Below are 21179 nucleotides of genomic sequence, written 5' to 3' on the forward strand. Positions count from 1 at the left end.
TGCTGCGCGAGACGCGGTATCACGCCACGATCTCCGCAGTCTCCATGACCGCATGGAACAGGACATCCGCACCCGCGGCGGCCCATTCCTTGGAAATTTCTTCGGCCTCGTTGTGCGACAGGCCGCCGACGCAGGGACACATGACCATGGTGGCGGGCGCCACCTTGGCAGCCCAGCAGGCGTCGTGGCCGGCGCCGGAGATGATGTTCATGTGGCTGTAGCCCAGCTTCTCCGCGGCGTTGCGCACGGCGGTGACGAGCTTCGGATCGAAGGTCACCGGCTCGAAATGGCCGATGGCCTCGACGGAGCAGCCGACGCCGAGGGCATCGCAGATGTCAGGCGCCTCAGCCTCGATCTTGGCGCGCATACGGTCGAGTTTCGCCTTGTCGGGCGAGCGGATGTCGACAGTGAAGACCACCTTGCCGGGCAGCACGTTGCGCGAATTCGGCGAGAAAAATACCTGACCGACGCCGCCGACGGCGCCCGGCTGGTTTTCCATCGCGACGCCCTGCACCATTTCGATGATCCGCGACATGGCAAGCCCGGCATTGACGCGCATGTTCATCGGCGTCGAGCCGGTATGCGCTTCCTTGCCGGTCAGTGTGAATTCCAGCCACCACAAGCCCTGACAGTGCGTGACGACGCCGATCGTCTTCTCCTCGGCCTCGAGGATCGGACCCTGCTCGATGTGATATTCGAAGTAGGCATGCATCTTGCGGCTGCCTACCTCTTCTTCTCCGAGCCAGCCGATGCGCTTCAGCTCCTCGCCAAAGGTTTTACCTTCCGGGTCCTTGCGGCCATAGGCGTAGTCCAGCGAATGCACGCCGGCGAAGACGCCGGAGGCGAGCATGGCAGGGGCGAAGCGTGCGCCTTCTTCATTGGTCCAATTTGTGACCACGATCGGATGTTTGGTCTTGATGCCGAGATCGTTCATCGTGCGGACGACTTCAAGCGCGCCCAATACGCCGAGCACGCCGTCATATTTGCCGCCGGTCGGCTGTGTGTCGAGATGCGAGCCGACATAGACAGGCAGTGCGTCCGGGTCGACGCCGGGGCGGGTCGCGAACATCGTGCCCATCTTGTCGATGCCGACCTTCATGCCAGCATCCTCGCACCACGTCTTGAAAAGGCTGCGGCCTTCGGCATCGGAGTCGGTCAGCGTCTGGCGATTGTTGCCGCCGGCAATGCCGGGGCCGATCTTCGCCATATCCATCAGTGCGTCCCAAAGGCGATCGCCGTTGATACGCATGTTTTCTCCTGGCGCTACCACCATGATGCAATCCTCACCTGTTTGTCCCGGGTCATGCAAGGTGCATGCCCAATTGTTCCCGATGGTCACTCTCCGGAGCGCTTGCTTGTTTTTCTCGCCCCGGAAAATCGCCGGTTGCCTTTATAAGACATCTGACGGATAATTTGACCGATTGGTAAACATTACAACTTCCGTGGCGGCGCTCAAGACGAAAAGCACGAAAATTCCCGACAAAATTATAGGCAATTGCCCATATTTAGAGCGTGGGCGGGGGAATGAGAGCTTGGCCGAAGGGCTTGGATTTCAAGGAGAAACATCGCAGACATGGCCATCCCCAGAGCCGCCAAGACGCAACGCCGCACCCGCATTCAGGAAGAAAAAGAGGAAGTGATACTCGAAGCCGCGCTGGATGTATTTTCAGTGCATGGCTTTCGCGGATCGACCATCGACCAGATCGCGGAAGTCGCCGGCATGTCGAAACCCAATCTGCTCTATTATTTCCGCACAAAGGAAGCCATGCACCGCGCGTTGATAGACCGGGTGCTGTTTACATGGCTGGAGCCGCTGCGCGCCTTCGATGCCAATGGCAATCCCGAAAGCGAGATCCGCTCCTATATCCGCCGCAAGCTCGAAATGGCCCGCGATTTCCCGCGGGAAAGCCGCCTGTTCGCCAATGAAATGCTGCAGGGGGCGCCGCATGTCGAGGATGAACTTCGGGGGCCGCTGAAGAGCCTTGTCGACGAAAAGGCCGAGGTCATCCGCGCCTGGGCGAAGGCCGGCAAGATCGCCAAATGCGATCCCTATCACCTGATCTTCTCCATCTGGTCGACGACGCAGCACTATGCGGATTTCGACGTACAGGTGCGCGCGGTGCTCGGGCAGGAGCATTCGGGCGACGGGCGTTTCGAGGACGCGGCGCGCTATCTGGAAAAACTCTTCGTCGATGGGCTCGGTATGCGCCGGCCTTGACCTTTCGAATGCGGCGCAATCGCCAGCCTTCGCGCTTGTGTCAACATAAGCGCGAAGGCTGATCTATTGGGAACGGGCCTATCTTACTCCGCTGCCTGCCGTGCCATCGGGTTGTTCGGATGGGTCGTCCAGTTGGCGTAGTTCGGGTCGACGACCTTGCCGGTGCGCTTGTCGAGGCTGCCGGCCGGCAGCTCTTCCATGGTGATGCAGTTTTCGACCGGACAGACGCTGACGCAGAGATTGCAGCCGACACATTCCTCATCCATCACCTCGAAATGCCTGACCCCGTCGACCATGTTGGTGATCGCCTGATGCGAGGTATCTTCGCAGGCGATGTAGCAGCGACCGCATTTGATGCAGGCGTCCTGGTCGATCTTCGCCTTGGCGATGTAGTTGAGGTTTAGGTACTGCCAGTCGGAGACGTTGGGCACTGCGCGACCGATGATGTCGTCCAAATTGCGGTGGCCCTTTTCGTCCATCCAATCGGAGAGGCCGGTGATCATTTCCTCTACGATCTTGAAGCCGTAAGTCATCGCTGCCGTGCAAACCTGGACGTTGCCGGCGCCGAGGGCGAGGAATTCGGCCGCGTCACGCCAGGTGGTGATGCCGCCGATACCGGAGATCGGCAGGCCGTAGGTTTCGCGATCGCGGGCGATCTCCGCCACCATGTTGAGCGCAATCGGCTTGACCGCCGGGCCGCAATAGCCGCCGTGGCTGCCCTTGCCGCCGACGGTCGGGTTCGGCGCGAAATTGTCGAGGTCGACGGAGACGATCGAGTTGATGGTGTTGATCAGCGACACGGCGTCGGTGCCGCCGGCCTTGGCTGCGCGGGCCGGCTTGCGAATGTCGGTGATGTTGGGCGTCAGCTTGGTGATGACGGGCATGCGGGTATATTGCTTGCACCAGCGCACAACCATCTCGATATATTCCGGCACCTGGCCGACCGCGGAGCCCATGCCGCGCTCGGACATGCCGTGCGGACAGCCGAAATTGAGCTCGATGCCATCTGCGCCGGTTTCCTCCACCAGCGGCAGGATCGCCTTCCAGGATTGCTCCTCGCAGGGAACCATGATCGAGGCGATGAGGGCGCGATCCGGCCAGTTCATCTTCACCTGCTTCATTTCGCGCAAATTGGTGAAGAGGTCGCGGTCGGTGATCAGCTCGATATTGTTGAGGCCGAGCAGGCGGCGGTCGGCGCCCCAGATCGCGCCATAGCGCGGGCCGTTGACGTTGACGACAGGCGGGCCTTCCTCGCCCAGCGTCTTCCAGACGACACCGCCCCAACCGGCCTTGAAGGCGCGCTCGACGTTGTAGGCCTTGTCGGTCGGCGGCGCCGATGCGAGCCAGAACGGGTTCGGAGATTTGATGCCGACGAAATTATTGCGGAGATCAGCCATATCAATTCTCCCTTCAAGCGACAGCAACGGTCGGCTGCGCGGCGGCAGCGAACGCACGGTTGATGGATTCGGCCGCGTCACGGCCCTGCGCGACAGCGGAGACTGTCAGGTCGTCGCCGCCGAGGACGCAGTCGCCGCCAGCCCAGACGCCGTCGAGTGAGGTTCGGCCTTCGCCGTCGATGGCGATGCGGCCGGATTCCATGCGCAATGCGCCGAGGCCGGAGGCTTCGAATGTCTGGCCGATCGCCTTGAAGATCTGGTCGGCCGCAATGACGCCGGTATCGCCGGTGCTAGTCAGCTTGCCGTCGCGCAACTCGGTATATTCCACCTCGATGCCGGCAACCTTGCCGTCCTTTTCGAGAATGCGCTTCGGCGCCAGCCAGTGTCGGATGATGACGCCCTTGGAGGTGGCGAGATCCTGCTCGTATTCCGAGGCGTTCATGTGCTCCTTGCCGCGGCGGTAACAGATGGTCACTTCTTCGGCGCCGAGCAGCTTCGCCTGCACGCCGGCATCGATCGCGGTCATGCCACCGCCGAGAACGACGACGCGGCGGCCGATGGCGATGTCGGACTTGTCCTTCGCCTGGCGCAGATCGGCGATATAGGCAACGGCATCGGCGACGCCGTCGAGATCCTCACCTTCGGCACGCAGCGCGTTGACGCCGGCTAGGCCGAGACCAAGGAAGACTGCGTCGTATTGCGACGAAAGATCGGCAAGGCTGAAATTACGGCCGAGTGCCTGGCCATTCTTTACTTCGATGCCGCCGATCGAAAGCACATAGTCGACCTCTTTCTGCGCGAAATCGTCGACCGTCTTATAGGTGGCAATGCCGTATTCGTTGAGGCCGCCGGCCTTTTCGCGGGCGTCGAAGATGGTGACGTCATGGCCTTTCACAGCAAGACGGTGGGCGCAGGCAAGGCCGGCAGGACCGGCGCCGACAACGGCAATCTTTTTGCCGGTCGAGGCGGCGCGGGCATAAAACTGCTTGTTTGCACCCATGGCGGCGTCGGTCGCGTAGCGCTGCAGGCGGCCGATTTCGACGGGGCGCTCTTCGGCGGTGTTGCGCACGCAGGCCTGCTCGCAGAGCTGTTCGGTGGGACAGACGCGGGCGCACATGCCGCCCAGTATGTTCTGGTCGAAGATCGTCTTGGCCGAGCCGATCGGATTTCCGGTCGAGATCTGGCGGATGAACAGCGGAATGTCGATGGAGGTCGGACAGGCCGTCATGCACGGCGCGTCATAGCAAAAATAACAGCGGTCGGAAGCGACCAGCGCCTCATGATCGTCAAGGCGCGGATGCAGGTCGGAAAAATTCGCATCATATTCGGCTGGCGTCAGCCTGCCTTTATGAATCCCAGTTTCCAGTCGTCCCATTGAAGTTCCCTCATTATAGTAAACGGCTAGTGGAACAAACGGTAACTCAGGATAAAAAATTTATCAAACGGTAAAATTTTTGGATTTTTGGTTTTGCCGAAACAGATATTGTGGTTGCGATTGCACAGCGTTGCAGACGACGGAGGGGCATCTGCTAACGGCATGTTTTTATGTTGTATTTTTGAAATCGGTCGATGATTTTCTGGAAAGTAAACTATAAATTTCCTGGATTTCGGTTGGACTTTTGAAAGCCCGGCTGGTGGCCGTTGGCGTCCTTTTTGTCAGCTGCGATAGGCGCCAAAGAAAAAATCAGAATTTTTTTTAAAAAAGATGGGAACCAAGGCCCGGCACCGTCGTTAAGAATGTGTCTTGGTGATGATCGCATCAACCGATGCACGCCCCCCAAAAGTCATCGCCGGGCATCTACTCACGGTCCCCTCCCGATGAGTGAAAAGCAGCCAGTGCGCCGCCCTCGCACTGGCTGTTTTCGTTTGTGGTTTTTGTTCGGGATCGTCAGCGGCGCTTCAGGATTTCATATTCGGTTTCGGGGATCGTCAGGCGGTAGCCTATGCTGTCATCGTTGATCGCAAACTGGGCGCGCCCATTCATGGAGGTGGGGACCACCCGCTCCAACACGGTGCGGCTGAAGCTATTGTCCTCGAACTCATGGTCGGCAGGGAAGTAGAAGTGTTCCGACCAAGCCACCTCGATTGCCTTTTTGCCGTTGAGCTCGGCCTCTTTGCAATTGAGCGTGATGCTGGTGGCACCGGCGGAGATGGCGCCGTGCGAGGCGGAATTGACGATCAATTCATGCAGGGCAAGGCCAAGATGGACGGCCGCATTCGGAGTCAGATGCGCATTGATCCCGTAGATCGGCATCGGCATCCCTGCATCGGGCCAATAGGGGGCGAACTGCTTCTCAGCGAGTTCGAACAGATACGCGCCACGCCAGCTAGAATCGGTGATCAGGTCCTGCGAGTTCGACAGCGACTGCAGGCGGCCACGGAATTTGATCAGGAAATTGTCAAGCGACAGCGTGTGGCGGGCCGTCTGCGTGGCGATGCCCTGGATGATAGCCAGAAGGTTTTTGGAGCGGTGCGACAGCTCGCGCAGGAGCGATTTCAGTACTTTTTCGCGGTGACGGGTCTCGGTGACTTCGGAGATCACCGAAAGCAGGCCCTGCGATTTACGCCCGCCGATGCGCTCGATCTTCAGCTCGTAAATACGCACCCCATCGCCGGTCGGAAGCTCCACTTCCGCACTGACGGGCTTGCCGTTTTCCAGCACTCCACGTTTGAGCTGCAACAGATGTTCGCCGTCTTTCTCGCCGAAGAGATGGAGATCGGTGCCGCCGATGATAAGGGATGGTTTCAGGTGGTCGGGCAAGTTTTCGGCATAGCGGATCGCAAGGGTCGTATCCTGAAAGAGGATTGAGATGCCAGCGCTGCCAAGCGCCCGCTCCATCATAGCGGCCTTGCCTTCGAAACTTAAAGGCGCGCCGGATAATGGTTCAGTCGTATTCACCGGCTTGCCTTTCACTCGAATTTCGAGAAACCCGCCGACAGGGTATTCTCAACCGGAAGAACTCAAGCCGGTTTATACAGTCAATCGCTATAACAGTCGGTAAAGCGTCCCTAAGCAGCCGGAACGTCCGGCCGCTATCTTTGTTCCGCGACAAGGTGTCAAATCGTGTCAGGCGGCCACCTTTGTGGTTTCATTAAAGAAAAGGGCCTGGCTGATTAGGGCTTTCACCATGTCGGGATTGAATGGCTTGGTCACAAGGAAGGTCGGTTCCGGCCTCTCGCCCGTCAGCAAGCGCTCGGGGAAGGCAGTGATAAAAATGACCGGAATGCTTGATGTCTTGAGAATGTCGTTGACTGCATCGATGCCTGAGCTGCCGTCGGCGAGCTGGATGTCGGCGAGCACCATGCTGGGGTTGGTGGCGTTGTGAAGGGCAACCGCCTCAGCATGGGTGCGGGCGATGCCGGTGACCCGATGACCGAGGCTTTCCACCATCTGCTCTATGTCCATCGCGATCAGCGGTTCATCCTCGATGATCATGATATCCGTTGCGACCTGGCGCGAAATTTCCTGCGACGCCTTGTCGAGCAGCTGCATGGCTTCAGTTTCCGGTACGTCGAGAATATCGGCAATCTCGCCGAGGCGGAAATTTTCGACGGAAGCAAGAAGGAAGGCCTGGCGGGCGATCGGAGAAACCTTCGCGAGATTCACCGAGGCACGCTGCTCCCAGGCATAGGGTGAAGTCGGCTCGGGAATCTGGACCGCCGAGGAACCGAAGAGTTTGGTGAAGAGTTTATAAAGGGCAACGCGATCGTTGGGCGTGTCTGGAAAGATCGTGAGATCGGCGATGATCGCTTCCAAAACCGCCGCGACATAGGCGTCTCCCGATGTCTGGGTTCCCGTCAGCGCGCGGGAATAGCGGCGCAAAAAGGGAAGATGCGGCGCAATGCGTGTGGAAAGTGTCATCAATGGCTCCCGCCCTTTACCAATTTCTAATTGAAACACAGCCTCCAAGCTGCAATGAACGAACAAACGCCAATTCTGTAAAAAAGTTCCTCTGCGCCGGAACTTTTTTTAAATAAGGGCATTACCCTGCCGACAAACAGTAGGTTTCAACCTGTCCGATTCGGGCCGAAGCGGATAGGGGCGAGGCAGACTGGCCTCCCAGACCAGGGATGCCTTAAAGGCACACCCGAACCCATGAACGCAAGAAAATGCGGAAGCGAGCAGGTTAAATGACCACCCAAAATCAAGAGGATACGGACCGCAAACGGCCTGACGTGCGTGCTGTCGACATCCTCGATCCCAATAATCAGATCGGCAACCGACTGCGATCCTTTTACGCTGCGGTGCAGGATGAGGCTATCCCCGATCGTTTCCTTGATCTGCTTGAGAAGCTGGATCAGGCTGAACGTTTAGCTTCCGTAAAAGTCTCCGATTAAGGGGGAAGCGTCATGGAACCGCAACCGAGCTTCAAGCGCGAACTGCTGGCTGCCCTGCCGAGCCTGCGTGCCTTCGCCATCTCGTTGACTGGCCGCCACGACCGCGCCGATGATCTTGTGCAGGACACGATCATGAAGGCTTGGGCCAAGCAGGACCATTTCGAGATGGGCACGAATATGAAGGCTTGGCTCTTCACCATTCTGCGCAACGAACTTTACAGCCAGATGCGCAAAAGCGGTCGCGAGGTGCAGGACAGCGACGGCCTGTTTACCGAATCGATGGCGACGCATCCCTCGCAATATGGCGCGCTCGACCTGCAGGATTTCCGCAAGGCGCTGGATCAGTTGCCGGCCGATCAGCGCGAAGCCATCATCCTCGTCGGCGCTTCCGGTTTTTCCTATGAGGAAGCTGCCGAAATTTGCGGCTGTGCCGTCGGCACCATCAAAAGCCGCGTCAACCGCGCCCGCCAGCGTCTGCAGGAATTGCTGCAGATTTCCGGAGAAGCGGACTTCGGCCCGGACGCCACTTCCGCACCGCTGACGTCCAAAGCGTTTGCTTTCTAGATCACGTAATCTGGATCGCTGTTGTCATCGCCCTTTGGCGCAGACGCAATCTGTCGCGCGATAGGCCTATGGCGCGGCATAACGCTCATTCGAGATCGATCGCGGTCACGACAGCGCTTCTATGCGTTGGCCAACGACTCACAGGAATTGAGCTGCTTGTGGTGATGTGAGGACTTGTGATGCCACATGGGGTTGATCAAGTCGCTCTCAATCATCCCGCGTCTTCGTGCCAAGCAAGTTGCCGAATACCAGGGCGGCAGCGATGGCTGCGGTTAGCAGCGGTTGCGATTTAGCGAGGCCGAGTGCCGCGACGGCCATGGATTCCAACGCGGCGCGGCGTTCTTGGGCGCGACGTTCTTCCTGCTTGTTGATGATCGCCATGATAACCAGAACAATCAGGCCAAGCAGCAGGGCGCCGGCGGCAATCAAGAGCGCCGAAACGGCTGCGCCGTAGATGGCTGCCAGCCAGATGGCCGCGGCTATCAGGGCAAAGGCATAGGCCGTCAGAATGAGAATCGCGGCGATGCCGATAAAAATACCGCTGCGCTTGGTGCGCGCAACGGTACGGTTCAAACTGCCCGAGAGAAGCAGGCCGAGAAACGGAGCTAGCATTGCGGCTCCTTACCGACGCGACAGAAGCAGGGCAAACGCCAAGCCGAAAGCTGCAGCAGCCCCGATGGTGGCAATGGGGTGTTGGCGCACAGTCCGGCGCATCTCGCGCGTGCCTCTGGCATAGCCATGCTGCAACTCACGCAGCAGGTCTTCGCCGCGCGCCGCCAGATCCTCAAACCCGGTCTCGGCGCGCGCGCGCATCGTCTGGCTCTGCTTAGCACCGCTTTCACCGACGATCTTGGCAAAAGCGGCAATTTCGTTGCGCAGATGTTCGATCTGCTCCTCGATGCTGGCTTCGATGTCGTGCAGGCTGCCGCCATTACGCTTGGCTCGCGCCGAATGGAGGATTGATGTCGCCATGGTCTTGCTCCCTTAACTCGTTAGCATCTTTGTCCTGGCGCCTGAAAGCTGCGCCACCTTTTGCGATGACTGAATGCTGCCAGACATAGTGTGCTGCTGAGTGCGCCGAACATTGATCTGGATCACTGGTCATCAACGCAGCGATGCAACGAAAAGTTCCGGATTGTGCAACGAAAGGGCAATCAGATTGCTAGCGCGCTGTGGGCAAGAACGAATGGGACGCCATCTAGGGGGACGCGATTGACCCTTAGTGCACAGCCGAAGACATCCTGCAGATGCCGATCGGTCAAAACGTCGGCCACAGGACCGGCCGCCTGCAATCGCCCGTTCTTGAGCAGGACCATCTGATCGGCGAAGAGGGCGGTGAGATTGAGATCATGCATCACGGCAATGACACCGCCGCCGCGCTGACAGAATTGGCGGGCGAGCGTCATTATGGTGAGCTGATGGCTGATATCGAGGCTGGAAACAGGCTCATCGAGAAGCAGCCAGCAAGGCTTGCCGTCGATAGTAGGCTCCGAAATCTGGCATAGCACTCGGGCAAGTTGGACACGTTGTTGCTCGCCGCCGGAAAGTTCTTGATAGAAACGCCCCTCGAAGCCTGCGAGATCGACGGAGGAGAGGGCCTCCGCAGCGATGCGATCGGCCTGTTTTGGGTGGCGGTTGCGCCCGGTCGTCAGCCCCATGCGGACGATTTCGCGAACGGTGAAGGGAAAGGAAATGGCACTCGCCTGCGGCAGCACACCCCGCATTTCGGCCAGTTTCCAGGCGTGAAGGTTGCCGATCTCGGCCTCGTTGAGCCGCACCGAACCCTGATAGGCAAGCTCCCCCGAAACAGCCTTCATGATCGTCGTCTTGCCCGAGCCGTTCGGTCCGCAAATCGCTGTCAGCGCGCCGGCCTTGGCGGTGAAGGAGGCATCGTGCACGACTGTCTTGCCGGCGAGCCGGACGGAAAGGTTCAAGACGTCGATCATGGAAAACTCACAGGCTGAGGCGTGAGCGCTGCCGAAGCAACATCCACAGGAAGAACGGTCCGCCGACACCGGCGGTGATGATACCGATCGGCAGTTCGGCGGGCGAAACAATCGTGCGGGCCACCACGTCGGCGATGATCAGCAGCGAGCCGCCAAGAAGGGCGGAAGCCGGCAGGAGGAAGCGATGGTCCGGGCCGATCGCCATGCGCAGGATATGCGGCACGATGATGCCGACGAAACCGATGCCGCCGCTGACCGCGACGGAAGCGCCGATCGCGGCCGCAACGCTGACGATGGCGACATTCTTCAGCCGCTGCACAGCGACGCCCATATGGAAGGCTGCTGCTTCGCCGAGCGTCAGTGCATTGAGGCCGCGCGCCATGAGGGGCAGCGGCAGCATGGAGAGGATGATGATCGGTCCGGCGGCAGCAATCTTGGTCCAGGTCGCCCCGGCGAGCGAGCCCATGCTCCAGAAGGTAAGGTCGCGCAGTTGCCGATCATCGGCCATGTAGATCAGGACGCCTGTTGCCGCTAGCGCCAGCGAGCCGAGCGCGATACCGGCGAGCAGCATGGTCGCTATGGATGTCTGTCCATGCCGCGTCGCCACTCTGTAGAGGAGTATGGTCGTGACGAGGCCGCCGATGAAGGCGGCGATCGGCAAGGAGAAGATGCCGAAGACACGCGTGACCGGAGCGAGGATACTACCGCTGAGCACGATCATCGCCACTGCGCCAAGACTGGAGCCGGCCGAAACGCCGATCAGGCCGGGATCGGCCAGCGGATTGCGGAACAGGCCCTGCATGACGGCGCCGGAGACTGCGAGCCCGCCACCGATCAGGAAGCCGAGGATGGCGCGGGGGAGGCGGATGTCGAAGATGATGATACGGTCGCGGCTGCTGATCGCGTTGTCCGCTCCGCCGCTTGCCATGCCGCCGACAACGTCGACGATCGAGGCATTCGATGCGCCAGTCGTGATCGAGAACGCGAAAGCGATGAGGGCAGCGATCACGAGGCCGGTCAGGACGATGAGAGCAAGGGAAGTGCGGTCGCCCTCGCGATGGGCCGTAGCATGCGACATGCGCTTCACCCCCGGCATGACCTCGTTGAGTGCCATCTCAGCCCCCGTAGATCGCCGCGTTCAGCTCGCGCACCGCGCTTGCGGTGCGCGGCCCGAAGCCCAGCAGATGCAGGCCGTCCATGCGGATGATCGCCTTGTGGCTGGCTGCGGGTGTCAACGAAATCGCCGGCTGCTTCAGGAGGTCGTCGTCTTTCATCGACAGCGGGCCTTCGCGGTCCATGATCAGGATCACGTCGGGCTTGGCTTCGATGATCGCTTCATCGGTCAGCGGCTTGTAGCCCGAGAAATTGCCGATGGCATTGATGGCGCCGGCAAGCTTGATGATGCCGTCGGCGGCGGTGTTGCCACCCGAAGCGAGGATCTTGCCATTCTGATTGCTGAGGATGAAGAGCACGCGTTTACGTTCGGCCTCAGCGCGCTTCTCGGATTCCGTGATCGCGGCGTCGAGATCGGCGGCGACCTTGCCTTCGAGTGCCTTCGCCTTGTCCGGCACCCCAAGCAGCGAGCCGACGACGTCGATCTTTTTCAAGATGCCGTCGCGGTCATAGGTCTGCGGCACGGTCTCGAAGGGCACGCTGGCATTGCGCAGCACGGCCAGAGCTTCCGGCGGACCGGAGCCGTCCACCGCTATGATGGCGGTCGGATTGACGGCGAGAATGCCTTCCGGCGACAATGCCCGCATATAGCCGACATCTGGCAGCTTGGTTGCCGCCTGCGGATACATGCTGGTGGAGTCGCGGGCGATCAGCCTGTTTTCCTCGCCGAGCGCATAGATGATCTCGGTGACGTCGCCACCGATCGAGACGAGGCGGGAAGTATCGATTTTCGGTGCTTCCGCTGCACGGGCGCGCTCGACCAGATTGTAGCTGCCCTTGATCGGGCTCGCGGGAACGAGTGGCAGAGCCATCACCAGTGCCGTCAGCGCGATTTCCCACGGCTTGATGCGCTTGAGGTTCTTCAACATCGTCATGGCTTGATCCTTACGCGGCGACGCTGGCGTCGGCCTTCGGCAGGTTCTCTATGATGGCACGCCAATCACGGCGCTCGTCGAAGCCTTCCTGCCGCTTGCCGAAGAACTGAATGATCATCTCGCCTTTGGCATTGTAGGCCTCGAGCGAGGTGACATGACCATCCTTGGTCGGCTTGCGCACGGCCCAGGCCTCGGCGATATGGTCCTGGCGCAGATGCAGATGAAAGGTGGGATCCATGATGTTGATCCAGGGACCCATGGCCTGCACGTTGAAGATCGGTCCTGAATGGATCTGCACGATGCCGTCATTGGCGACGAAGCACATGATCGGCAGACCTTCGCCGACGGAGGCGTGCATCATCTCGGCGACCGCGTTCGTCTCCAGCTTCCAGGCGTAGTCTTCGCCAACCGCGCGGATCGCCGCCTGGCGGCCGATCTTCAGCTTCTTCAGCATGCCGAAGAATTCATGCGTGTCCGTCATGCGGCTCCAGTGGTCGCGCAGTTCATCGCGGCTGACATCACCGTCGATCTCGCTGACGTCATAACCGGAGCGATCCTCGATAAAATCCTGCGATTGGTCTTCGAGCCGCAGCTCGGCGACGATGGCATGATAGGCAGCGACGTTCGATGCGGGGCGCAGATGCACTTTATGCACGGCGTCGCCGGCCTTATCGAAAAACTGCAGGCTCAGCCGCTGTTGGTCGCCATCTGTTTTGGTGACGGCGAAGGCGTGCGCCCAGCGCTTCGGGAAGATGCGCAGATCGATGTTCTCGCCGAGCACGATGGCTGCTTGCGCGCCTGATTTGATGTTTTCGTAGACCCCGATCTTTTCGTGCACGGCGCTTTCGTTGCGCGACAGCGCCAGGACTTCGCCGAGAGAAGCGACGCGATCGAGGAAACGGTAGACATCTGCATCGATGCGAATAGCGGAAATGCCGACTTCGGCGGCAACCAGCGCCGCTTCGGAAACGCCCAATCGAGCAGCGATATCGCGCTCGCGCATTTTTGAGTTTTCGGCGCGGAAGGCGCGGATGCCGGCGGGGGCCAATCGGATCGTCTCTTTGGTCGTCTCAGTCATCTGCTATGCCTATTTGTTGAGAATGAGTTTGCCCTGGCGCGTGATCTTCATCCTGTAGATGACGCCCTCGTGCCTGATCATGATTTCAGTCTGGCCACGAAAAATATCCGTGCTCTCGACAATTCTAATGTGCGGTGCGGCTGTCGGCGGCACCGGCTGTATTGGGGTTTTCTCAGCAATCATCCTGCTTGGTTTTGCCTGAAAATTCATGGGGAGCCGGGCAATGCTCCGGCCAGATTTATCTTGACTCACATACTCAAGGTTTCCTAAAGACGCAATAGAAGACTGCTGGAGTCAAGTTTAAAATTTTGGGCGATGCACGCACAGGCATTGATGTTCGTCCGCGCTCGCCAAGAGATATTCAGGAGAGATTGCTGATGCCGACGAAGACGATTTTGGCGGTCGCCGCCAGTGGGCTGTTCGCCATGGCACCCTCCGTCTCGGCCTTCGCCCAGGATGCGACTGCGGCTCCAACGGCGAATGCCCAGAAGCTCAGTGTTGAACTCAATGCGCTGGTGCCGTCCCAGAAGGGATGCATGATGACCTTCGTCGCGGAAAATGATCTGGCGACGCCGATCGGAAAAATCTCCTTCGAGCTCGCTTTCTTCAACGACAAGAATGCGGTCGACCGCGTTACCGTCCTTGATTTTCGCGATCTGCCGGTCGGCAAGAAGCGGGTACGTCAATTCGATATGCCTGGCGTGAAGTGCGAGACCGTCAGCCGCATTATCATCAACGATACGCCGGTATGCGATGGCCCGGCAGCGGGGGAGTGTAAGGCCGCTCTCACGACACGTTCACAGCTTTCCGTTCCTTTCGAAGGCTGAGACCATGGCCTCCCGCTCGGTCAAGGTTTCCATCGAGCGTCGCCGCGCCGGCGATAGCATGAATGACAATCATCCGAGTGTCCTTCCAGGCCACGAGTTAGCGGGCCTTGACGGCGTCCCGCGCCCACCGGCCGCTGAGGCGGTCGCTCATTATAGCCGCTTCACGCAGATAGGCTCCTTTCCCGATCATCCGGCGGAGCCTGTGCCGGATGCGTCCGAGCCGCCCATCATGGATGCGCTGACGGAGAGGCCGGATCGCGCTCTTGCGACAATCAGGAGAAGTGTCACCTTCGCCTGCCTCGGCTCCTTCCTCTTTCACGCTGCCATTGTCACGGCTTTGTTGGTGACGATGGTTGCGGCGCCCGAAGATGCCGAGGAAGAGGCGGGCGATACTGTCAGCGTCATCATGCTCGGCAGCTCCGATTTGGATCAAATGTCGGCGGGTGAAGAAAGCGCGGAGCCACAGCCCGAGCAGGTCACGGCAGATGCAGTGCAACCGGAAACGGTGCAGCCAACCGATGTAAAACCCACGGAAGCGGAGGCGGTTCAGCCCCAACCGACGGCTGTTCAGCCGGTGGAGGCTGCCGAAGCTGTTCAACCGACGCCCGAAACTGTGGAGGCCGCGCAGCCGTCGCAGCCTCAGCAGCAGGTGTCGCCGGAAACAGCCGTCAGCCCGGAGCCGGAGGTGCTCGCGACGCAGGCGCCCGCCGAAACGACAGTAGTTCAGCCGATCACGGCGTCGGTGCAGCCGACGAATGCTGAGGCTGACGAAGTCCGACCCACCGAGACGAAACCTGTTGAAGTGCAGCCGACGGAAACTGCGCAGGCTGCCATACCGCCCACCGAAGTGTTGACCCCGGTCGAGAAGCCGGTTCAACAAGCCAAGCCGATCGAAAGGCCAAAAGATATCGTCAAGAAACAGGCGCCGAAGGCTGTGAAGGTGAAGGCCGGCTCCGGCGGCGAGAGCGAACAAGATTCGAAAAAGGGCTCTGCCGAAGGCACCGAAACGGCGCAGTCGGATACGAATTCGCTAACCGACGGCCGGCGCACCGGCTCGGGCAGTGCGGCTCTTGCCAATTACCCAGGCAAGGTGCAGTCCCGCATTCGTCGCGCCGTGCGCCTGTCCTCGAAATACGAGAAGGGTATAACGATTCGCGTGCGCCTGACGATCGGTGCGGATGGTGAGCTCAGTTCGCTCTCCGTAGCGCGGAGTTCTGGCATTCCTGAACTGGATCAAGCTGTCACCGATGGCGTACGCCGCGCCGCGCCGTTTCCGCCATTGCCTCCGGAATGGGGCAAGCCCAGTTGGTCCTTCACGCAAGAGGTTCAGGTGACAGGTCGATAGGTCGCGATAAAATATGATGAAAATTATCAACTTTATACTTTACTGTAAAACTCAACTTTAATATGGTCCGCTCGCGCTCGCTGGAATCGAGTGCGCAAGAGTAACCAGAAAACGGGTGATGCATGGCGCGTAAGGGGAAAAAGGATTTTGGCCGCGATAGCCGCGAGGCGCAAACGCCGGTGCAGGTATCCGGAAGATCCAGTCTCGACGGGCGCAGCTTCCTTTATGTTGGCGGTCGCGATTGCCAGGTGGCGCATCTGCGCCAGATCGCCAGCAGCTTCGGCGCCGAGCTGATCCATCACGATGGGGGCTTGCGCGAGGCGGTGTCGCGCATCGACACCGTGCTGCCTTCCGTCGACTGCGTCTTCTGCCCGATCGACTGTATCAGCCATGATGCTTGCCTGCGGGTGAAGACCGGCTGCAAGAAATTCGGCAAGGCCTTCATACCCTTGCGCAACGGCAGCAAGTCGAGCCTCGAGCGGGCGCTGCAGACGATGAACGAACGAGACAATTCCCGATGACTGACAAAGGCCCTGACGGGTTCATGATGATCGGCCTGCACAAGCTGGCCTCACAAAATGGCGACGGCTTGGTGCCGGAGCTCTACGAGCTGTTGATGCGCCGCGCCGAAGAGCAACGGCAGGCTTCCAACGTGACGGCCTTTCCCTTTTGGGAGGCGCGCCTTCCAGGTGAAGAACCAAATGCGCAGCTGGGTGTTTCTGCGCGCGACGGCACGAATGTCATTGCCTTTACGCAGAAGCCGGGCAAAACTGCCGGCCGTCGCAAGAAGGTCTGACCGCCGGGAGATCCAGCCATGTACATCGCGATGAACCGCTTCAAGGTCATCATCGGTTCGGAGAGCGCTTTTGAGGCCGTTTGGAAAGGGCGCGATTCCCGGCTGGAAGATGTCCCGGGCTTCCTGGAGTTCCGCCTGCTGCGTGGCGGTACGAATGTGGAGGAAGGCTATACGCTGTTTTCCTCGCATACGGTCTGGCGCAGCGAAGAGGATTTCATCAGCTGGACGAAATCCGAGAATTTCCGCATGGCGCACCGCAATGCCGGAGATAACAAAGCGCTGTACTGGGGACCGCCGCGGTTCGAAGGATTTAATGTGGTTGCCGGCGTCTGACGGCGATAGGATGTGCTCCTCGCCCTGCGCAATCCTGCCGGTTTAGAAGTTTTGCTAAGCTTTTGAATAGGCTGAGAGATAGGGCGCGAATATGCCGATATCTCAAGCGTTCGCCGCGCCTTTCCTGAAGAATGCTCCGAGCGCCACCACGGCCCATCCCGCTATCATGCCGAGCCCTCCTGTCGGTGCGGCCAGCGGGAAAAGCGAGTTGCCGCCAAAATGGCGGATGACAAGATCGCCGGCAAAGATCAGCGTTCCCAACCCGAGCAGCACTGCCGCCACTGGCGCGGTGCGGATGCGATCGTATCCGGCGTAGAGGGCGAGCAGCGCGGGAGCGTGCGCCAGGCACATGGTCGAGGCGGAACCGAGAAAATGCGCATCGCCGCCATGGGATGCCGCTGCTGCGAGCGCGACCCCAGCGCCGCCGAGGATGCCGGCAACAAACAGGGTAAGTGGACGGATTACGGCGCTGAAACTCATGTCTTCTCTTACTCCCGGTTCTGCATGTGAAAGGCGAGGCGCTCGATAGGCTCCCAGATGATGGCTCTCAGCTTCTCGTTCTGGATGGATTCATCCATGGCGCGGCGGAAGCAGAGCAACCATTCGTCGCGCTCCCTCGGGCCGATGGCGGCAATGAAATGGCGGCTTCGCAGGCGCGGATGGCCGCGTTTTTCGATATAGAGCTGCGGTCCGCCGAGATAGCCGGTCAGATATTCGTAGAGTTTTTCCCTGGAGCCTTCGAGGCTCGGCGGATGTACGGCGCGGCAGTTCGCCGCTTCCGGCAAGGTATCCATCAGTTCGTAGAAACGCGCCGTCAGCGCCCGCACGGTCGGATCGCCGCCGATCGCCTGGTAAAGTGTAATGGTCTCTTCGCTCAAATGCCGGTCCCCGTTCGCCGCGCTTTAAATGGCAACTCGCAAGGCTGGCCGCAACTGCCGATATCCTCATGCGGCGTTTCGGCGCTGGAATGGCATGATCCCGTCCAAAGATCGTTCTGCACTTTGGGATCCGGCGCCGCTATTCTGCTGCCATCAGATGGAAACTGTCGCTTTCGCCGGGAATGAGCTTCAGCGGCCAGATCATGTTGCGCGCGCTGTTGGGATAGAAGTGACTGTAGGCGGGCATGGTAGCAAGCAGGGTTTCGGCGAGTTCGGCGCCGAGATCGCGCAGCGACATGCGGAAGCAGGTCAGTGTCGGTTGCAGAAATTTGGCGCGGGGCTCCTCGCGGAAGCCGATGACGGCCAGGTCGCGACCGGGAATGACGCCGGCCTCGGTCAGCCGGCGATAAAGGCCGATCGCCATCAACTCGTAGATCAGGATCACCGCCGTCGGCCGGTTGCTGATCTGCAACAGTGCGTGGCCCGCTTGATAACCGCCTTGTTCGCTCGTTTTGACACGGATCACCAATGAGGGATCATAGGTGATCCCATGCCGCTCCAACGCGTGACGATAGCCATCGAGGAAGATGTAGCCAAGGTTGATATCGCTCGAGGGCGCGGCGATGGCTATGCGGCGATGCCCATGCGCCACCAGCCGGTCGACGGCGCAATTGACGACGCCATCGAAATCGAGGTCGATCCAGGAGGAATTGCCGCTCGACAGGCTGCGGCCGAGCGATGCGAAGGGGATCTTCGCCTTGGAAAGCAGGTCGATGCGCCTGTCGACGCGCTGGGTCGCCGAAATGATCATGGCATCGACCACGCGCCTTGCGACCATGCGCTTCAGATATTCGTACGGGTCCTCATCGTTGGGGCAGGGGAGCATGATCAAATCGAGCTTATGGCGGGCAAGCACGCTTTGCAGGCCGCCCGTCAGGCCGAGGAAGAAGTTGTCGCTGTCTTCTATCGTTTCCTTGCTGGATTCGATCATCAGGCCGATGACGTTGGTCGTACCTTGCCGGAGACTGCGTCCGGATTGGTTGGCGACATAGCCGAGTTCTTCGGCAGCAGCGAGCACGCGTTTGCGGGTTTCCTCGTTGACATCGGGCTTGCCGTTCAGCGCCCGCGACACCGTACCGATCGAGATATCGAGATGTTCGGCAAGCTGACGAATCCCCTTCATCGACTGTGATTTTCCTCCCTGCGGCAATTTCCGGCTCCCCCTCTATTGACACAGTAAATTCTTTTCGCATAGGATCGTAAACGTTTACGGGACGCGTGTCACGAGGAGTTTGGCGCCGTTCGCAGGAGGAAATCGTGAAATTTAATGCCATTCTGTGCGGGTGCGGAGCTATGTCCAAAGGTTGGCTTCGAGCTATTGCCTCGACGCCGTCGCTCGCCGAAGCCATTACGATTGTCGGCCTTGTCGATCTGAATCGCGCGACGGCAGAAAACCTTGCCAAAGAGTTCGGTCTCGAAGAGGCTGTCATCGGCTCGGATCTTGCTGACGTCATTGCCGCGACAAAGGCCGATCTCGTCTTCGACGTTGTCATCCCCGCCGCTCGCTTCGGCGTCGTATCGACTGCGCTGAAGGCTGGTTGCCATGTTCTCAGCGAGAAGCCGATGGCGACCTCGCTTGCCGAGGGCGCTGCCCTTATTGATCTTGCCGCCGAGACCGGCAAGGTGCATGCCATCATCCAGAACCGCCGATTTATTTCCGGCGTGCGACGCATGCGCCGCTTCGTCGAGGAGGGTGCTATCGGTGAGCTCACCGGCATCCATTGCGATTTCTTCCTCGGCCCGCATTTCGGCGGGTTCCGGGAAGAAATGGACAATGTGCTGCTGCTCGACATGGCGATCCATACTTTCGACGCCGCGCGTTTCGTTGCCGGCAAGACGCCGCTTTCGGTCTATTGCGTCGAAAAAAATCCTGTCGGTTCCTGGTACAAGCACGGTGCTTCCGCGCATGCGCTGTTCGAATTTTCCGATGATGTCGTCTTCAGCTATCGCGGCTCCTGGTGCGCCGAAGGCAAGCGCACGAGCTGGGAGAGCCAATGGCGCCTCACCGGCAGCAAGGGCATGCTGACCTGGGACGGTGAGGAGAATTTTGAAGCCTCCGTTGCCGGCCATGAGCCCGGCCTGTTGCACGGCTTTACCCCGATCGAAGTTCCCGGTCCCGAGCACGATGACGAGACGCATGGGCATGCCAGCGTCATCGCCTCGTTCATCGAGGCGGTGAAGACAGGCAAGCGGCCGGAAACTGAAAGCCGCGACAATATCCGCAGCCTCGCCATGGTCCTCGGTGCGATCGAAAGCGCCAAGTCGGGCCGACGTATCGAAATTTCAGCATAAGGATAGTGAGATTATGACAAATCCGGCAAAGGCCATCCGCATCGGCACGATGATCAGGGCGACCAACGAAGATGCCGCCGCGGGCATCGCCAAGATCGCCGATCTCGGCTTCGAAAGCTTCGAACCCTTCTTCTGGCAGACGACCAACGGCCAAAACCTTGCGGAGCTCGGCAAGCGCTGCGTTGCGGCGATAGGTGACCGCGACATCACCATTTCCACACTCGGCATGTTCGGCAATCCGCTCGAGGGCACCGATCTCGACCAGCAGACGTTGCAGGGCTGGAAGGATTGCATCGACAACGCCCATCATTTCGGCGCGACCTGCGTTGCCGGCTTTACCGGCCGCATCCGCAACAAGCCGCTCACAGACAGCCTGCCGCGCTACAAGCAGGTTTGGAGCGAACTTGCGAAGCGCGCCGCCGACAAAGGCATCAAGATCGCATTCGAAAACTGCGCAATGGACGGCAACTGGGCGACCGGCGACTGGAACATCGCGCATAATCCGGATGCCTGGGAACTGATCTTCAACGAGACGCCCGACGACAATATCGGCCTCGAATGGGAGCCGTGCCATCAGATGGTCTATCTGATCGAGCCGCTGCCGCAGATCCGCAAATGGGCAAAGAAGATCTTCCACGTCCACGGCAAAGACGCGACGATCCGTTGGGACGTCATCCGGGAGCATGGCATTTTCGGCAAGGAGAAGTTCGTCTTCATGCGCACGCCGGGCTTCGGCGACAGCAACTGGACGGATATCATCTCCGAACTGCGCCTTGCCGGTTGGTCCGGTTCAATCGATATCGAAGGCTGGCATGATCCGGTCTATCGCAACGAGCTGGAAATGACTGGTCAAGTCCATGGTCTCAACTATCTGAAGAAGAGCCGCGGCGGTGAATTCGTCGAATAGCATGCAACGCTTTAAATCGGGATCGATTTAAGGAAAGAGTTGTGCGTTAATTCGCGGAGCTGGAGCGGCGCCTTGTAACGCTCCAGCCCCGCCCGGACTTCAAAACGGAGGAGCGTTAAGAGGTCCAACGACCCGTTGTTGGCTCAGGGGAG

25 protein-coding genes are annotated in these 21179 nt (G+C 59.7%); 10 read left to right on the top strand and 15 right to left on the bottom strand.

The window, feature by feature from the left end:
• Positions 1-19 precede the first annotated feature (19 nt).
• Positions 20-1273: a Zn-dependent hydrolase gene (locus tag FHT86_RS00855; RefSeq protein ID WP_133704982.1), complete on the bottom strand. Its 1254-nt coding sequence runs from the start codon at positions 1271-1273 to the stop codon at positions 20-22.
• Positions 1274-1573: 300 nt separating this feature from the next.
• Here FHT86_RS00855 and FHT86_RS00860 point away from each other — a divergent pair, with 300 nt between their 5' ends.
• On the top strand, positions 1574-2218 hold the full coding sequence (locus tag FHT86_RS00860) for a TetR family transcriptional regulator C-terminal domain-containing protein (protein ID WP_133704983.1): 645 nt from the start codon (positions 1574-1576) through the stop codon (positions 2216-2218).
• Positions 2219-2301: 83 nt separating this feature from the next.
• On the opposite strand, the gene preA is transcribed toward FHT86_RS00860, so the two are convergent.
• The 4 genes from preA to FHT86_RS00880 form a co-directional block, all read right to left on the bottom strand.
• Positions 2302-3615, bottom strand: a complete 1314-nt coding sequence (gene preA / locus FHT86_RS00865; protein WP_133704984.1) for an NAD-dependent dihydropyrimidine dehydrogenase subunit PreA — start codon at positions 3613-3615, stop codon at positions 2302-2304.
• A 13-nt stretch (positions 3616-3628) separates the two neighbouring features.
• Positions 3629-4990: an NAD(P)-dependent oxidoreductase gene (locus tag FHT86_RS00870; protein ID WP_133704985.1), complete on the bottom strand. Its 1362-nt coding sequence runs from the start codon at positions 4988-4990 to the stop codon at positions 3629-3631.
• Positions 4991-5503: 513 nt separating this feature from the next.
• Positions 5504-6457, bottom strand: coding sequence for a sensor histidine kinase (locus FHT86_RS00875; protein WP_183868738.1), 954 nt, complete (start codon positions 6455-6457; stop codon positions 5504-5506).
• A gap of 225 nt (positions 6458-6682) precedes the next feature.
• Positions 6683-7477 (bottom strand): response regulator, encoded by a 795-nt coding sequence (locus FHT86_RS00880; RefSeq protein WP_133704987.1) that lies wholly within the window; start codon positions 7475-7477, stop codon positions 6683-6685.
• 269 nt (positions 7478-7746) lie between these two features.
• Between FHT86_RS00880 and FHT86_RS00885 the strand changes: the two genes are divergently transcribed.
• Together FHT86_RS00885 and FHT86_RS00890 are read left to right on the top strand one after the other, a co-directional pair.
• Positions 7747-7953, top strand: coding sequence for a NepR family anti-sigma factor (locus FHT86_RS00885; RefSeq protein ID WP_133704988.1), 207 nt, complete (start codon positions 7747-7749; stop codon positions 7951-7953).
• Between the two features lie 12 nt (positions 7954-7965).
• Positions 7966-8517: an RNA polymerase sigma factor gene (locus FHT86_RS00890; protein WP_120705100.1), complete on the top strand. Its 552-nt coding sequence runs from the start codon at positions 7966-7968 to the stop codon at positions 8515-8517.
• A gap of 207 nt (positions 8518-8724) precedes the next feature.
• On the opposite strand, the gene FHT86_RS00895 is transcribed toward FHT86_RS00890, so the two are convergent.
• From FHT86_RS00895 to hemP, 7 genes are all read right to left on the bottom strand, one after another.
• Positions 8725-9129, bottom strand: coding sequence for a hypothetical protein (locus tag FHT86_RS00895; protein WP_133704989.1), 405 nt, complete (start codon positions 9127-9129; stop codon positions 8725-8727).
• A 9-nt stretch (positions 9130-9138) separates the two neighbouring features.
• Positions 9139-9489, bottom strand: coding sequence for a DUF883 family protein (locus tag FHT86_RS00900; protein WP_133704990.1), 351 nt, complete (start codon positions 9487-9489; stop codon positions 9139-9141).
• A 182-nt stretch (positions 9490-9671) separates the two neighbouring features.
• Complete coding sequence (locus tag FHT86_RS00905) at positions 9672-10463, bottom strand: heme ABC transporter ATP-binding protein (RefSeq protein ID WP_133704991.1); 792 nt, start codon at positions 10461-10463, stop codon at positions 9672-9674.
• 7 nt (positions 10464-10470) lie between these two features.
• The gene (locus FHT86_RS00910; protein ID WP_133704992.1) at positions 10471-11577 is read right to left on the bottom strand and encodes an iron ABC transporter permease; all 1107 of its coding nucleotides are present in this window, start codon (positions 11575-11577) and stop codon (positions 10471-10473) included.
• Between the two features lies 1 nt (position 11578).
• The gene (locus FHT86_RS00915; RefSeq protein WP_133704993.1) at positions 11579-12511 is read right to left on the bottom strand and encodes a hemin ABC transporter substrate-binding protein; all 933 of its coding nucleotides are present in this window, start codon (positions 12509-12511) and stop codon (positions 11579-11581) included.
• 10 nt (positions 12512-12521) lie between these two features.
• Positions 12522-13589, bottom strand: coding sequence for a hemin-degrading factor (locus FHT86_RS00920; RefSeq protein WP_133704994.1), 1068 nt, complete (start codon positions 13587-13589; stop codon positions 12522-12524).
• A 9-nt stretch (positions 13590-13598) separates the two neighbouring features.
• Positions 13599-13772, bottom strand: a complete 174-nt coding sequence (gene hemP, locus FHT86_RS00925) for a hemin uptake protein HemP (RefSeq protein WP_107109434.1) — start codon at positions 13770-13772, stop codon at positions 13599-13601.
• Positions 13773-13966: 194 nt separating this feature from the next.
• On the opposite strand from hemP, the gene FHT86_RS00930 reads away from it, so the two are divergent.
• The 5 genes from FHT86_RS00930 to FHT86_RS00950 all read left to right on the top strand — a co-directional run bounded on the left by FHT86_RS00930 (position 13967) and on the right by FHT86_RS00950 (position 16890).
• A complete protein-coding gene (locus tag FHT86_RS00930) occupies positions 13967-14416 on the top strand; it encodes a hypothetical protein (protein ID WP_133704995.1) in 450 nt (149 codons plus the stop codon).
• Positions 14417-14420: 4 nt separating this feature from the next.
• On the top strand, positions 14421-15761 hold the full coding sequence (locus FHT86_RS00935; RefSeq protein ID WP_133704996.1) for an energy transducer TonB: 1341 nt from the start codon (positions 14421-14423) through the stop codon (positions 15759-15761).
• Between the two features lie 122 nt (positions 15762-15883).
• Entirely contained in the window at positions 15884-16282 is a 399-nt protein-coding gene (locus FHT86_RS00940; RefSeq protein ID WP_133704997.1) for a DUF2325 domain-containing protein, read from the top strand.
• The gene (locus FHT86_RS00945; protein WP_133704998.1) at positions 16279-16557 is read left to right on the top strand and encodes a hypothetical protein; all 279 of its coding nucleotides are present in this window, start codon (positions 16279-16281) and stop codon (positions 16555-16557) included. Before FHT86_RS00940 ends, FHT86_RS00945 begins: the two co-directional genes overlap by 4 nt.
• Before the next feature lie 18 nt (positions 16558-16575).
• Entirely contained in the window at positions 16576-16890 is a 315-nt protein-coding gene (locus FHT86_RS00950; RefSeq protein ID WP_133704999.1) for an antibiotic biosynthesis monooxygenase family protein, read from the top strand.
• A 102-nt stretch (positions 16891-16992) separates the two neighbouring features.
• On the opposite strand, the gene FHT86_RS00955 is transcribed toward FHT86_RS00950, so the two are convergent.
• From FHT86_RS00955 to FHT86_RS00965, 3 genes are all read right to left on the bottom strand, one after another.
• On the bottom strand, positions 16993-17370 hold the full coding sequence (locus tag FHT86_RS00955; RefSeq protein WP_133705000.1) for a DUF423 domain-containing protein: 378 nt from the start codon (positions 17368-17370) through the stop codon (positions 16993-16995).
• Positions 17371-17378: 8 nt separating this feature from the next.
• Positions 17379-17768, bottom strand: a complete 390-nt coding sequence (locus tag FHT86_RS00960; protein ID WP_133705001.1) for a group II truncated hemoglobin — start codon at positions 17766-17768, stop codon at positions 17379-17381.
• 139 nt (positions 17769-17907) lie between these two features.
• A complete protein-coding gene (locus FHT86_RS00965; protein ID WP_133705002.1) occupies positions 17908-18951 on the bottom strand; it encodes a substrate-binding domain-containing protein in 1044 nt (347 codons plus the stop codon).
• Between the two features lie 134 nt (positions 18952-19085).
• Here FHT86_RS00965 and FHT86_RS00970 point away from each other — a divergent pair, with 134 nt between their 5' ends.
• Together FHT86_RS00970 and FHT86_RS00975 are read left to right on the top strand one after the other, a co-directional pair.
• Positions 19086-20120, top strand: a complete 1035-nt coding sequence (locus FHT86_RS00970) for a Gfo/Idh/MocA family protein (protein WP_133705003.1) — start codon at positions 19086-19088, stop codon at positions 20118-20120.
• 13 nt (positions 20121-20133) lie between these two features.
• On the top strand, positions 20134-21027 hold the full coding sequence (locus FHT86_RS00975; RefSeq protein ID WP_133705004.1) for a sugar phosphate isomerase/epimerase family protein: 894 nt from the start codon (positions 20134-20136) through the stop codon (positions 21025-21027).
• The last annotated feature ends 152 nt before the right edge of the window (positions 21028-21179 follow it).

The organism is Rhizobium sp. BK313 (genome assembly GCF_014193655.1).
Classification (GTDB): domain Bacteria; phylum Pseudomonadota; class Alphaproteobacteria; order Rhizobiales; family Rhizobiaceae; genus Rhizobium.